Here is a 12,216-nt window from a genome sequence, read left to right as displayed (position 1 = left end):
CTTCGAAGGTGGATAAGCCGTAGAATACGGCGGCCACGAACATGAAGCGCAGGGTCGCGTCGTCGCGCACCTTGTGCCACGCTCCGTTCAGCGTGGCGATCGCATTGCCTGCCGACGCCCAGCTGGGCACCAGCAGCATGATCGAGAAGGTCATCCCAAGCGTCTGAACCCAATAGGGCAGGGCGGTGTAATGCAGATGGTGCGACCCCACCCATATGTAAAAAAAGACAATGCCCCAGAAGCTGACAATCGACAAACGGTAGGACCAGATGGGCCGCCCTGCACGCACCGGCAGGAAGTAATAGAGCATTCCCAAGAAACCAGCTGTGAGGAAGAACGCCACCGCATTGTGGCCATACCACCACTGGATCATCGCATCCTGAACACCTGCCCAGATGGTGAAGCTTTCAGCCACTGTCCAACTTACCGGTAGCGCGAGGTTGTTGACGATGTGCAGCATCGCCACGACCAAGATGAACGCCATGTAGTACCAATTGGCAACGTAGATATGCGGTTCATTCCGGCGGGCCAGAGTGCGGATATAGAGTGCGAAATAGGTCACCCAGACCACGACCAACCAAATATCGGCATACCATTCGGCTTCGGCGTATTCCTTGGATTGGGTGCTGCCCATCAAGTAGCCGGTTACCGCCCAAACGCAGAACAGGTTAAAGCCGATCAGGATGAACCACGGGCTGATCGCATCAGCCAGGCGCGCGCGAGATGTGCGTTGTAGCACGTGAAATGATGTTGCGATCAGAGCGTTGCCACCGAAGCCGAAGATCACACTGGTCGTATGCACCGGACGTAGCCGTCCAAAGCTGGTCGCGGGCCACATCGGGGTCGCTTCTGGCCAGTACATCAGCGCAGCCACCCAGACGCCGACACCCATCCCGATGATCGCCCAGATCAGCGTCATGCTGATCCCGAAGCGCGTTGGAGCATCATAATAGCGTGTCAGCCTGTCAGGGCCCGGCTCTGCGTAATCGTAAAGTGCGCCGCCAATCAAAAACACCAGGGCGAGCCCCAAAGCAAGCGCCATCCCTCCATGCACTGCCATAGGTCCCTCTCGCGCTGCGGCGGCCATGAGAAATCCCATCAATGCAAGCGCGACCGATAGGCCTATGCCAACACGCCGTTCCATTTGGGTGAGGGTTGCTAACATTAATGCTCTCCTGTTTCTGCACGGAGGTTCGAAGCTGTGGTTAGAGCAATGTCTGCGAGGGTTGAGCGATCCATATCAGCCATGAATGATCTCTCTGCGGATCGTAGACGCGACTTCAACCGGCAGCGTCCGTCGATCGTGCAGTCCCCTCCGTCGGCTGCGAAGCATTCGACCAGTGGCTGTCCGTCTTCCAGCAGGCGGATTATGGCGCCCAGTCGGATCTCGGCCGCTGGTATCGCAAGGATTGCACCACCGCCGCTGCCTCTCCGGGTTTCAACATATCCGGCTTTCGCAAGCCGCTGCATGATCGTGGTTAGATGATTCCGCGACAAGCCGAATTCTGCCGCAAGCTCTGCGGTTGAATAGGCGCGGGCCGGGTCGCTTGCCATGCGCATGAGCATCCGGAAACCGTAGTCGGTGAAGGTCGTGAGACGCATGTTCGGGATGCTCCAATCCTTAATGAGTATTTACAATACCTATTACCAGCCATAGACTGGAATGCAAGGCAGCAATCACGAGGGTCCGAAATGACGCTACTCGATCCAACGCATGGAATCGCCTCTGTCCGCCCGGAAATGACCGCAAGAATAATGGCCGAGACCGGACTCGATGAGGCCTTGTTGCGCACCCTCGTGCATTCCTTCTATGCCCGCGTTCGAGACGATGACATTCTTGGCCCAATCTTCTCTGCGCGCATCACCGACTGGGAGCCGCATCTGGAACGTATGGTCGCGTTTTGGTCTTCGGTGGCGCTGATGACGGGGCACTATCATGGGCGTCCGGTTCCTGCGCACACTCCACTTCCCATCGAGGCGGAGCACTTCGACCGTTGGCTCCAGCTATTCCGAGAGACGGCGCAAGAGGCTTGCACACCGGAGGGCGCCTTGCATGTCATTGAGCGAGCCGAACGCATCGCCCGCTCGCTCCACATCGCGGTCAAGGAGGCGCAGGCCGACCCCGACGCCATTCCCGCCCTTCGCTGACGAAAGAAAGGATGCCCGAATGTCTGATGCTGCCCCGATCCACGACGCCGCCGACCTGACCCGCCACATCGAGACGCGGTATCACGCACGACACCGGCAGCAGTTGCAGACCCTCATCAAACTTGCCGAGATGATCGAGGACCTGCACGAACCCGATCATGACGTACCCGAAGGGCTGACCGCCATTTTACGCCGCCTGACCGGCGAGATGGAGGTGCACATGAAGAAGGAGGAGCTGTTGGTTTTTCCGCTGATCCGCAAGGGCGCCGGCGCACCGTTGGCCGAGCGGATCGCTCTGATGCGTGCCGACCATGACGACCACGACTGCGAGATTGCCAAGATTCGCCACCTGACCGACAATCTAACTCTGCCCGAAGGGGCCTGCACACCCTGGGCAACGCTCTACAAGGGACTGGCAGAGTTCATCGCAGACCTGAGCGAGCATATCCGGCTGGAAAACGACGTGCTCTTCCCGCAGTTCGAGCCTGAAAGCGCTGCCCATGTCTGAACTTCATTTTCCGCAGACAACCCGCGCCCATACCGAGCGACGGCACGCCCTTGCACCGGAGGCCGGCGACGCCTTCCGCGCATTCTCGAAGGCGGTATCCGCCAAGGGCGCGCTTGATGCGCGCACCAAGCAGATCATCGCTGTCGCTGTCGCCCATGTCACGCAATGCCCTTGGTGCATCGAAGGTCATGTGAAAGCCGCCCGCTGCGCAGGCGCCACGCAAGAGCAGATCATGGAGGCGATCTGGGTCGCAGCCGAGATGCGCGCAGGCGCAACCTTCGCCCATTCGATCAAGGCGCTGGACGTTATGGAGGACGACGCCGCAGGATGACAAACGCGCCGGATATCGACCACGCACGAGTCTATGACGATCTCGGCAAGACACAAGGTGCTCGGCTGCTGGTCGACCGTGTTTGGCCGCGCGGTATCAGCAAGGTCGATCTCGACCTCGACGACTGGATCAAGGAGGTCGCCCCGAGCACCGACCTGCGCAAGTGGTTTGGCCACGACGCGGACAGGTGGGAAGAGTTCCGGCGCCGCTATCAAGTAGAACTGGACCATAACGACGAAGCGGTGGAACGCTGCCTTGCCTGGTGCCGCAAAGGCCCCGTTGTCTTGCTCTTCGGCGCGAAGGACCGCGAACACAACCAGGCCGTGGTGCTGCGGGAATATCTGCGCGGGAGACTGGCGCAGGTGGACGCGATATGACGGATGGCCTGTATCCCGCGCTGCGCACACCGCTCTGCGACCTGCTGGGTTGCGACGTGCCCATCCTGCTGGCCGGCATGGGCGGCGTGTCGCGTTGGGAACTGGCGGCGGCTGTGGCCAAGGCGGGCGGATATCCAACGCTCGGCATGGTGCGCGAGGCGCCCGAGCTGATCGAGCACGAAGTTCAGGCTCTTCGGGCAGCGACCGGCCGGTCCTTCGCGGTCAACCTGATCCCGGCGGCGACCGACCCGGACCTGCTCGATGCCCAGATCGCCTGCTGCCTCGACCTCGGCGTCAGGGCCTTCTCGTTCTTCTGGGACGTCGTGCCGTCGGCTGTGGAGCGCGTGAAGGCGGCTGGCTGCCTCGTCCTGCACCAGGTCGGAACGGTGCAGGCGGCGCGCGATGCCGAGGCGGCCGGCGCGGATGTGCTGATCGCGCAGGGCATCGAGGCTGGTGGGCACGTTCACGGGCGCATCGGCGTCTTCGCACTGGCCGCCGAGATCCTGGCCGGAACCCGGTTGCCGGTCGTCGTCTCCGGCGGGATCGTCGAGGGGCGGGGGCTGGCCGCCGCCCTCGCCATGGGGTCTGCAGGTGTGCATTGCGGTACGGCCTTTCTGGCAACCGCCGAATCCTTCGCCCATGACGCGCACAAGCGCCGACTGGTGGCGGCCCATGCTGCGGACACGGTTCTCACCGATATCTTCGTCCTGAACTGGCCACGCGGCGCCGCTGTCCGGGTTCTGGCCAACAGTGTGACGAAGGCGCTCGGCGACCGGCTTCTGGGCCACGACCCCGACGCCCTGTCGCGAGAGTCCATCGCCTGGGACGATGATGTGGCCCGCCTGCGGTTCAGCACGGACTCGCCCCTGCGCACGACGACGGGAGATCTGGAGGCAATGGCACTCTATGCAGGTCAGGGCGTGGGCCAGATCACGGACGTCGTTCCCGCCGGTGATCGCGTGCGCCGGATGGCGGACGAGGCGGCAGCCTTGCTGAATCGCTTCCGCTCCGACGGTTGCGGGCACAAGGAGGCACGACATGGCGAAGAATAACGGGTCCGAGGGACGCTACGCTTCCCCGCCCTGCATGGCGGGCGAGATCGCGCCCGACTATTTCGACCCGCTGGGCGTCGACCCGGAACAGGCGTGCGATGTCGCGCGCTGGCGCAGGGCCGAGCGGGTGCGACTGCGCGCCGAACGCCAGGCACTGAGCGTAGAGGTGCGCGGCGCCGTCGGGACCGCGTTGTCGGGTCACCTGCGCGACCTTCTGGCAGACCAATTTGGCGACATGCGGGAACGCGTCTTCTCGGCCTACTGGCCGATCAAGGGCGAGCCCGACCTGCGCCCCCTGATGGCTGATCTGCACGGGAGAGGCGCCCGGGTCGCGCTCCCCTTGGTCGAGGTGAAACAGTCCCCGCTCGTCTTCCGCCGCTGGACGCCGGAGACGCACATGGTGCGGGGCGACTGGAATATCCCGGTTCCGCCGCCGCAGGCAGAGGTCGTGACGCCGGAAGTGATGCTTGCCCCGCTTGTCGGCTGGGACCGGGATGGATACCGGCTCGGCTACGGCGGCGGCTACTTCGACCGCACGCTCGCGCACCTGTCGCCGCGTCCCTTCGTCATCGGCATCGGCCTTCAAGCAGCCCAGCTCGCGACGATCTACCCGCAGCCGCACGACAGCCGCCTCGACGCGATCATCACCGAGGATGGTGTGCAGGTCATGCAGATGCCCGGGCAGGGCGAAGAGCCACAAGAGAGAAAATGATGGCCTTGAAACATGCCACACCCGGCGAGCCCGTCGATTTAAGCCCGCTCGGGCCGCAGCTCGTCACCGCCAGAACACACGCCATCGTTCGCACATCAAGCTTTGAGGCGGTGCGGCTTGTCGTACTGGCGGGAACGGAGATCCCATCCCACCACCTTCCCGGCCAGATCACCCTTCAATGTATCGAAGGACACGCGCAGATCGGGCTAATCGGCGAGACGATCAATCTGCGGGCGGGCGATTGGGTGTATCTCGAAAGCGGTGTGCCGCATTCGGTAAAAGGGATCCAGGACGCATCGTTGCTTCTGACCATTCTATTCGAGCCCGACGGTAGTAGCGGACAGTTGACGCCATGACTCCCCTCTGTTCACTAGGATTGTGATAGCCACAGTGGCAAGTCGATCCGTGGTCACACGCATGGCTTGACCTGGATAGTTGAGACACTCGGTCGAAAACTTAGCCCAGTGGAAAGATCGTGATCACAAACACCGGCGCAGCGGCGCGCCGTGCATCGAGACCGAAATCGGTATGGCCGAACTGGCTTCCGTAGACGTAGGCGGGCGGGCGGCCCTTTTTTCAAAGTGGTGATTTCCGGGCCGAGACAGATCGACCCATATCCTGAATACGACTCAGCGACGCTCGACCCGCAACCGCCTCTTGGTCCCGACATCCGCATCGTTACCGCCCTCATATCCGGCTGCGATCATCATGATCCGAAACCGGATGATGTCTTGCAGGCTGTGCCGCACCTTGCCCGGTTCACGCGAATCCGGCAGACACGACGCAACCACACCCGTCAGATCGGTCCGGCGTTCGACCTCCCGCAAGAGCGTCAGACCGGAGTCCGAACTCATTTCTGCGCCGTCAAAATTGAGAAGGGTTTGCCGTTCAAGGGTGACAAAGCAGGTGCGGCGACGGTAGACTGTATCATGATGAGGATGACCTGCCTTGGAAGCTGGATTTTCTGGCTTCGACAACCGAAAAATACCGGGATTCATGGGCTTACGCTACCCTCACCACACATTCATGAATAATTCGGGTTAGATAAAATATGGCCTGACTTTGTCCATTGATCAAGATTTTCTAACCCCGACCGACGTCTGTGTGCGCCGTGCCCTGAGGAAAGGGGTTAGATCAAACGATTCAATTCGGTCTTTGAAAGACGTTAAATATTGTCTGAGCACGTGTCCGTCTTCACAGTCTGAGCAAACACAAGCGCTGCCATTTGGCCAAAGGGACGCTTGCGCTTGGGAGTAACCTGCTGCAGGGTATGGTTACGACTTTAAGGACTTGAGTCCTTTCCCATACCTAGCCCCGGTTGCGCACGGTAGTGCTCCGGGGCTTTTTTCTTGTTTGAAAGCTTAGGCCAGGACTTCAGCGCATCGAGAATGATCGTCGCACCGGCATCTGCCGAGCCACCAAGTATAGATCAAGACGACTGACGGTCGGTTGCCAGAATTTTCTCTACTTCCCTGGCGATCACAGACACATCACCGATAACATTTATCGGGCCATGGTATGAACTCGCATTCTCTGGCATGCTGGGCTATGGTTGTCCGGCGGGATTGATGATCATCGTCCAGCCTCCGGCTTCGTGGATCTCCGCCAAGCCCAGCGTGCCGTCGTCGAGGGACCCTGACAGCACCACTCCGATCGTCCGATAGCCTCCGAACGCGAAAGGCCCGTCGGCATTGTCGTTAAGTGTTGAGGCCTTCGGGCCTTCGATCATCTTGAGCATGAGGTATCTCCTTGTTGTTGCTCGTTACGCACCGGGTTTGGCGCCCGCTTATTCAGCGGACAATTATCGGGTAAAGCCCCCACACCTTTTGCTGGTCGGCGAGGCGCATGTGTTCGACGGTCTAGCGCTCGGCGATCATGGTCTTGCCGTTGTGGTAGGGGCCGACAGAAACAAGCCGCGTGGGCGCAGCGATGGCGGTCGCTCAAGCAATTGGCGCATCGCGTCATGCGCCGCGCCGGCGGCCGGATGGTTGATCCAGCGCGGCGCGCGAACATGGGCGATCCGCACTGCGTCATTGGCCTGCAAAAGCGGGACGGTGACGGACATGAGATGATCCAGCACCTTACCAATCCTCGACCTGGAAGACCCGCCGCGCGCGATCCGGGTCGAGGTTTGCCCGGGCCGGGGCGGAAGGCGCGGCGAGACCTGCATACGGCTTCTTTGCCTCGATGGCATGCCGGACGCGGGTCATCTCCTTCAACCGCCTTTTTGAGGTTTTGGCGGCCGCAACAGTCGCGGCGATTTCGCGTCGGACGCCAGCACCGGTCGCCGGAATGCAGCAATCGTGGCGTAGTGAAAGCCTTAATCCGATGCCACCAACCTCTTCACATCGTCCACGCTGTTGGCAATGCGACGCCGATAACGGTCATGCCGGATCTCCCGCAGCGTCGCACAGAGCACGCTACAGGCCGGCCGGTGCTGCTCCAAAAATACTTGCAAGAGCAGATGGGGCTGGTGCAACCAGCTGCAGGGCGCGCATGTCGTCGTGTGCTTGGGTGAAGCTGTTGAGGCAGGTTTGAATACAAGCGCTCAGTGTGCGCGGGTCCAGTCTGTTCGCACTGCCATGCAGGATCAGGCGCGGTCGGATCGATGCCGCGCGCTCGGGTTTCGGCAAATTGAAATCGTAGCTGTAGGCCAAGGTGAATTCCCGGAAAACCAGTGTGTTCACTTGCGGATTCTTGTCACAAAGTGCCCAGTGGGTCATGCGCGAATGTGCGAAACTGGAACTCAAGATCGCTTCGATCCGGTCGTATTTCACACGTTCCGCAGGCTGGCAATTCATGCACGTGGCCTCGATGCGGGGGCCGCACGAAACGAAGCCGACGCACGGTTTCGACACGACAAGGTCGGCTTCCGGCAGATCGACGTGTCCAATGTCGACCCCGATGAGGCCGACCCCGGGCACCGTCGCATCGCCGAGTTGGCGGCACACCTCATTGATCCAGTGCTGGTCTGTCAATTCCGAAAGAAAAGCCGGCGTCAGATGTTTGATCATGGTCTTGTCTCCATTCAAAAGGTTTCATGCGGTCGCTCGAGCAGGGTCGAAACGGCTGCTGGAAAGAATATTGGAGGCCTGACATTCATACGGAAACGCCGGTGCCGATTTTTTTGAGGGGATGTGAAACAATTTTCAAAAATACGTTTCGGAAACCTACCGCGGCAGCGGATAAACAGGTGATCGGGTCGACCGGCATCGGCACGGAAACATTGCCGTGGCGGCAATCTGGTGTTTTTGCGCGGACAGCCAGAAGCCGTTGCTCGTGGCACATGCATTTCACTTCTGACGACCAGAATTACGGCGCGCGGATTGTGTCGCCCGGTGTCGAACATGCCCTCGAAATCTTCCCGGCCATCCCGGCTCGACCTTTCACTACAAGGAACACACCGTTGATGCCATTCAGCTACGGTCGAAGTGAATGTCTCACTGCCCCCAGTTGAATGAAATCTCGGCCAAGAGGCGGGTGCCCGGCTCGTGATTTACATCGCGGAAGCAAGGAGGTCGTCATCCCCATTCTCGCAGAAGTGACATGCCTCCCGAATGCCGGGTAGACCCACGCTGAAGATATCGCTCAATGCGGATATCAGCTTTTCCGCATAGGCGAAGGGTTCTACGCCGTCGATCTTGCATGTTTCGACTAATGAAGCGATGCGGCCCCAGGCTTTTCCGCCCTCGCCGTGACCCGCAAATAATGCGTTAAGGCTTATCCCTTTGGCTCCGGCCTCCCCAGACCTTGTGAGTGAAGGGTTGCCGTCGGACGAAGTTCATGCAATGTTCTGACCATGCCCTCCCGCTGGAAAACCGACCGGCCAATGTCGCGCCAAGCCTTTGAGGCGCGCTTCCCTGACGAGGAAGCGTGCGCCCGGTATCTTGTTGAGCGGCGCTGGCCGGACGGCTTTGTCTGTCCCGGATGCGGCCACACTTCGGGGTGGGCGCTGGGGCGCCAGCGGCCGACATGGGAGTGCTCGGGCTGCGGGCGGCAGACCTCGGTGACCGCGGGCACGATCATGCACCGCAGCCATTTGCCGCTGCGGACCTGGTTCCTGGCTGCGCATATCATGGCGAGCCACTCCAACGGGATCTCGGCGCTCCAGCTCCAGGCCCAGTTGGGCCTCGGCAGCTACAAGACAGCATGGCTGCTTCTGCAAAAGCTCCGGCGCGCGATGGTTGACCCCGATCGGAGCCTCCTGCAAGACCTCGTCGAGATCGACGAGACCGAAATGCCCTTCCGCTCAAAGCACGATCCCGTCGACCGCCCCAAGGGTGGAAGAAGCCCCGTGGGCAAGATTTTCGTCGTTGGGGCAGTTGAATTATCGGAGGATGGGCAGCCCCGTCGCATCAGGCTCGAGCACATCACGAACGGGTCGCGGGACACCCTGCATGGCTTCATCGGTCGATCCGTCGAACCCGGCGCGCACATCGTCACCGACGGCTGGCTCGGATACGAAAACCCGCCGGCGAACACTCACGAGGTCCGCGTCGTCACGGGTCGGAAGGCGCACGACCTCCTGCACTGGGTCCACCGCGTCTTCTCGAACTTCAAGCGATGGGCCAAGGGCACCTTCCACGGCCTCCGGAAGCGCCACGTGCAGCGCTACCTCGACGAGTTCGTGTTCCGATGGAACCGCCGCCGACACATGCACGGCGCCTTCGACAGGTTGCTCGGGATAGGGGTCGACCTTGCCCCGGCCACGTATCGCGACTTCGTCGAGCAGCGCGTCTGAGGCGAAAACCAGCCCGGCACACTGCTACCACCGCTCCGTCAAAGCCTTCTTCACCCCGATTACATGCCGAAACCAGGATTTACAGGCTGCCCGGACAAATCAACATGTAGAGGAACCGGCTTCACAGGGATAAGCCTTTAATGCGTTTTTGGGATTGAGAGCCAGTTCTCGTTCATTCTGCCCATGCCGGGCAAGTTTATCGGGTTCATTATCGATGGCATGCCTATTTTGGTGCAGATGTGAAGGTTTTCCGGACCCTGACCTTTCCGCCTGAACTGCTCAAGCGTCATGCGGTAATCTACGTGCGTCAGTCGACGCAGAGCCAAGTCATGATGAACCTCGAGAGCCAGGGCCGACGATACGATCTTGTCGAGATGGCCCTCGGGTATGGCTTTGCCGGAATTGATGTCATCGACGACGATCTTGGTGTATCAGCCAGCGGCTGCCAGGCCCGGCCCGGCTTCGAACGGCTTGTCGCCATGCTGTGTTCGGGGTCGATCGGCGCGGTATTCTGTCTGGAAGTGTCGCGCCTGGCCCGCAACGGGCGCGACTGGCATCACATGCTGGAGCTTTGTGGCATGGTAGATGCCCGTGTTGTGGACCACGATGGCGTCTACGACCCGCGCCATCCCAATGACCGGCTGCTTCTTGGCATGAAGGGCAGCATCAGCGAGTTTGAGCTCGGCGTCCTGCGCACGCGAATGGTTGAAGCGGCAAGGGCCAAAGCGCGCCGAGCCGAACTGCGGTATACGCCGCCAGTTGGCTACCTGTGGGATCGTGACGCCGGTGTGATGTTCGATGCCGATCTCCGCATCCAGGAGGTCATTCCGCAGATCTTTTGCCGGTTCCGCGAGCTTGGAAGCGCCCGGCAGGTTCTTCTGGCCATGTCGAGCGAAGGCATTCATTTTCCCCGGCCCTCCGATGGCATTCGGCTGACAAGTTTCGAATGGCAGCCCATTCGCTATCGCAACGTGATCAGCGTGTTGAAGAACATGTTTTATGCCGGGGTCTACGCCTATGGTATGACCGGGCGGCAAGCAAAAATTCGGGACGGCCGTGCGCATGTCACCTACAAGAATCGGAAATCCCCCGAAGACTGGGATGTGGTCATCAGAGACCACCATGTCGGTTATATCGATTGAGAGGAATATGAACGCAATCAGGCACAGCAGGCCAAGAACGCTTTCGGACGTGCTGGCGGGATCAAATTCGGTCGCGGCGGTGGTGCGCTCCTTGCCGGTCTCTTCTGCGGTGCCAGATGCGGGCGGCGGTTGCATGTGGTCTAGACAGGCCACAAACCCCCATATCTGCCATGCAGACAGGGAATCATAAATCAAGCCTCATGGGAATCTGGAGGGTTCTGTGAGGTCTGCGGGCGCAACGCTGATGCTGCCCCACGGCTGCCCGGCAGACCTCATTGAAGCCGGATTGAACGAACCCGCGGGTCGGTTTTGCGCTATGGGGATTGTGGCTCCGGCGTTGGCCTGGCGTGATAACCGCGATGGCGAAAGGGCAGATGAATGGCGCCGAACGGTCGGCTGACAAGGCCATGGTTGTCCATGATCGACCGCTGAACTGGTCCAGTTTGCTGGGCAGTGGTCTCGCGGAGCGATCGGAATTGGCGCAACCGGGGCCTTGGCCCGCATACGATCTGGCTGGTCCGCATGGAGGCGGGCCGCCGGTGGGATACCTGTTGTCTGTCGTGGGCGCTCATGAGGTGCCGTTCCAGAATGGCCATTCGGGCGGTGCCTGACCGTGATACCAGACGGCGAGCCTGACCATTGATCGACCGCAACAGGGGCATGGCCGCGCGGCGGGTGCCGCCTTCATCGCGGGTTTGGCACGGATCTCGGTTTCCGATGCCCGGTCGGCCAGCAGCGCTCTGCGCGCCGTGAGGCGGGCAGCACGCTGCCCGTTGGCCAGAAAGCCGTAAAGGCGGATGCGGTGACAGCTGTCCGGCACGGTATGAAGAAGAAAGCGCAAGATGAACTCTCCGGCATCGAGGGTCATCGTCCTGGGCCGACGACCATGGCGATAGTCACGCCAGTGGAACGTCACCTTGCCATCTGCCATGCAACGATTCCGGGAGCTACCAGGCTCCGCGACGGCAACTAGACCTTGACAGTTCATCATATCAGGGAATGATGCGCCGCATCCGAGGCCCGCTCCGAGCCCTCATGGACCAAATCTGCAAGCTGGTTGGACGTCGGCTTCTATCAAAGAGCATTGCCAAAGCGTAACGGTAGTGCCCCGGGAAGTGGTGTAGGAACTGGCGTCCACCTGCTTCTTCATAGCCGGTGTTGCTCGTTCACTGAGCGGCGATCATCGCCGTCTCACCGTCATCGTT

General features: G+C 60.8%; 15 protein-coding genes and 3 pseudogenes. 9 read left to right on the top strand and 9 right to left on the bottom strand.

The annotated features are described in order from the left end of the window. Together V8352_RS20265 and V8352_RS20260 are read right to left on the bottom strand one after the other, a co-directional pair. Nucleotides 1-1,165 (bottom strand): cbb3-type cytochrome c oxidase subunit I (locus V8352_RS20265; protein WP_336426089.1); only part of this gene is annotated, 1,165 nt, incomplete at its 3' end. Next, nucleotides 1,165-1,602: an RrF2 family transcriptional regulator gene (locus tag V8352_RS20260; RefSeq protein ID WP_336426088.1), complete on the bottom strand. Its 438-nt coding sequence runs from the start codon at nt 1,600-1,602 to the stop codon at nt 1,165-1,167. The genes V8352_RS20265 and V8352_RS20260, both read right to left, overlap by 1 nt. 153 nt (nt 1,603-1,755) lie before the next feature. On the opposite strand from V8352_RS20260, the gene V8352_RS20255 reads away from it, so the two are divergent. From V8352_RS20255 to V8352_RS20225, 7 genes are read left to right on the top strand one after another with little or no spacing between them, the layout of a single operon-like run. Next, nucleotides 1,756-2,148: a group III truncated hemoglobin gene (locus V8352_RS20255; protein WP_336426087.1), complete on the top strand. Its 393-nt coding sequence runs from the start codon at nt 1,756-1,758 to the stop codon at nt 2,146-2,148. A 19-nt stretch (nt 2,149-2,167) separates the two neighbouring features. After that, the gene (locus tag V8352_RS20250; protein ID WP_336426086.1) at nt 2,168-2,656 is read left to right on the top strand and encodes a hemerythrin domain-containing protein; all 489 of its coding nucleotides are present in this window, start codon (nt 2,168-2,170) and stop codon (nt 2,654-2,656) included. Continuing rightward, the gene (locus V8352_RS20245; RefSeq protein ID WP_336426085.1) at nt 2,649-2,987 is read left to right on the top strand and encodes a carboxymuconolactone decarboxylase family protein; all 339 of its coding nucleotides are present in this window, start codon (nt 2,649-2,651) and stop codon (nt 2,985-2,987) included. The genes V8352_RS20250 and V8352_RS20245 overlap by 8 nt, the downstream gene beginning before the upstream one ends. After that, nucleotides 2,984-3,364 (top strand): DUF488 domain-containing protein, encoded by a 381-nt coding sequence (locus V8352_RS20240; protein ID WP_336426084.1) that lies wholly within the window; start codon nt 2,984-2,986, stop codon nt 3,362-3,364. The genes V8352_RS20245 and V8352_RS20240 overlap by 4 nt, the downstream gene beginning before the upstream one ends. Then, complete coding sequence (locus V8352_RS20235; RefSeq protein ID WP_336426083.1) at nt 3,361-4,416, top strand: NAD(P)H-dependent flavin oxidoreductase; 1,056 nt, start codon at nt 3,361-3,363, stop codon at nt 4,414-4,416. The genes V8352_RS20240 and V8352_RS20235 overlap by 4 nt, the downstream gene beginning before the upstream one ends. Next, nucleotides 4,403-5,128, top strand: coding sequence for a 5-formyltetrahydrofolate cyclo-ligase (locus V8352_RS20230; RefSeq protein ID WP_336426082.1), 726 nt, complete (start codon nt 4,403-4,405; stop codon nt 5,126-5,128). The genes V8352_RS20235 and V8352_RS20230 overlap by 14 nt, the downstream gene beginning before the upstream one ends. Continuing rightward, nucleotides 5,125-5,484 (top strand): cupin domain-containing protein, encoded by a 360-nt coding sequence (locus V8352_RS20225; protein WP_336426081.1) that lies wholly within the window; start codon nt 5,125-5,127, stop codon nt 5,482-5,484. The genes V8352_RS20230 and V8352_RS20225 overlap by 4 nt, the downstream gene beginning before the upstream one ends. 312 nt (nt 5,485-5,796) lie before the next feature. Here V8352_RS20225 and V8352_RS20220 read toward each other — a convergent pair. The 6 genes and pseudogenes from V8352_RS20220 to V8352_RS20195 all read right to left on the bottom strand — a co-directional run. Next, nucleotides 5,797-6,059, bottom strand: a pseudogene (locus V8352_RS20220) (transposase); the annotation flags it as partial. A gap of 615 nt (nt 6,060-6,674) precedes the next feature. After that, complete coding sequence (locus tag V8352_RS20215) at nt 6,675-6,866, bottom strand: chemotaxis protein CheB (RefSeq protein WP_336426080.1); 192 nt, start codon at nt 6,864-6,866, stop codon at nt 6,675-6,677. A gap of 135 nt (nt 6,867-7,001) precedes the next feature. Beyond that, the gene (locus V8352_RS20210) at nt 7,002-7,208 is read right to left on the bottom strand and encodes a TniB family NTP-binding protein (protein WP_336426079.1); all 207 of its coding nucleotides are present in this window, start codon (nt 7,206-7,208) and stop codon (nt 7,002-7,004) included. A 340-nt stretch (nt 7,209-7,548) separates the two neighbouring features. Continuing rightward, nucleotides 7,549-8,142, bottom strand: coding sequence for a hypothetical protein (locus V8352_RS20205; RefSeq protein WP_336426078.1), 594 nt, complete (start codon nt 8,140-8,142; stop codon nt 7,549-7,551). Nucleotides 8,143-8,227: 85 nt separating this feature from the next. Then, nucleotides 8,228-8,416, bottom strand: a complete 189-nt coding sequence (locus tag V8352_RS20200; RefSeq protein WP_336426077.1) for a hypothetical protein — start codon at nt 8,414-8,416, stop codon at nt 8,228-8,230. 208 nt (nt 8,417-8,624) lie between these two features. Next, a pseudogene (locus V8352_RS20195) lies at nt 8,625-8,843 on the bottom strand (transposase domain-containing protein); the annotation flags it as partial. Nucleotides 8,844-8,927: 84 nt separating this feature from the next. Here V8352_RS20195 and V8352_RS20190 point away from each other — a divergent pair. Continuing rightward, the gene (locus V8352_RS20190) at nt 8,928-9,869 is read left to right on the top strand and encodes an IS1595 family transposase (RefSeq protein ID WP_336426076.1); all 942 of its coding nucleotides are present in this window, start codon (nt 8,928-8,930) and stop codon (nt 9,867-9,869) included. 239 nt (nt 9,870-10,108) lie between these two features. Further along, nucleotides 10,109-11,011, top strand: a complete 903-nt coding sequence (locus tag V8352_RS20185; protein WP_336426075.1) for a recombinase family protein — start codon at nt 10,109-10,111, stop codon at nt 11,009-11,011. 568 nt (nt 11,012-11,579) lie between these two features. Here the strand turns inward: V8352_RS20185 and V8352_RS20180 are convergent. After that, a pseudogene (locus V8352_RS20180) lies at nt 11,580-11,981 on the bottom strand (transposase); the annotation flags it as partial. Nucleotides 11,982-12,216 lie beyond the last annotated feature (235 nt).

This window comes from Roseovarius sp. D0-M9 (assembly GCF_037083805.1).
GTDB lineage: Bacteria > Pseudomonadota > Alphaproteobacteria > Rhodobacterales > Rhodobacteraceae > Roseovarius.
Note: the sequence above shows the minus strand (reverse complement) of the source record. Positions and strands in the feature narration are given on the sequence as shown.

Coding starts and splice junctions, on each gene's coding strand:
- V8352_RS20260 (WP_336426088.1), bottom strand. CDS start 1,602: ATGCGTCTCACGACCTTCACCGACTACGGTTTCCGGATGCTCATGCGC.
- V8352_RS20255 (WP_336426087.1), top strand. CDS start 1,756: ATGGCCGAGACCGGACTCGATGAGGCCTTGTTGCGCACCCTCGTGCAT.
- V8352_RS20250 (WP_336426086.1), top strand. CDS start 2,168: ATGTCTGATGCTGCCCCGATCCACGACGCCGCCGACCTGACCCGCCAC.
- V8352_RS20245 (WP_336426085.1), top strand. CDS start 2,649: ATGTCTGAACTTCATTTTCCGCAGACAACCCGCGCCCATACCGAGCGA.
- V8352_RS20240 (WP_336426084.1), top strand. CDS start 2,984: ATGACAAACGCGCCGGATATCGACCACGCACGAGTCTATGACGATCTC.
- V8352_RS20235 (WP_336426083.1), top strand. CDS start 3,361: ATGACGGATGGCCTGTATCCCGCGCTGCGCACACCGCTCTGCGACCTG.
- V8352_RS20230 (WP_336426082.1), top strand. CDS start 4,403: ATGGCGAAGAATAACGGGTCCGAGGGACGCTACGCTTCCCCGCCCTGC.
- V8352_RS20225 (WP_336426081.1), top strand. CDS start 5,125: ATGATGGCCTTGAAACATGCCACACCCGGCGAGCCCGTCGATTTAAGC.
- V8352_RS20215 (WP_336426080.1), bottom strand. CDS start 6,866: ATGCTCAAGATGATCGAAGGCCCGAAGGCCTCAACACTTAACGACAAT.
- V8352_RS20205 (WP_336426078.1), bottom strand. CDS start 8,142: ATGATCAAACATCTGACGCCGGCTTTTCTTTCGGAATTGACAGACCAG.
- V8352_RS20200 (WP_336426077.1), bottom strand. CDS start 8,416: ATGTGCCACGAGCAACGGCTTCTGGCTGTCCGCGCAAAAACACCAGAT.
- V8352_RS20190 (WP_336426076.1), top strand. CDS start 8,928: ATGCCCTCCCGCTGGAAAACCGACCGGCCAATGTCGCGCCAAGCCTTT.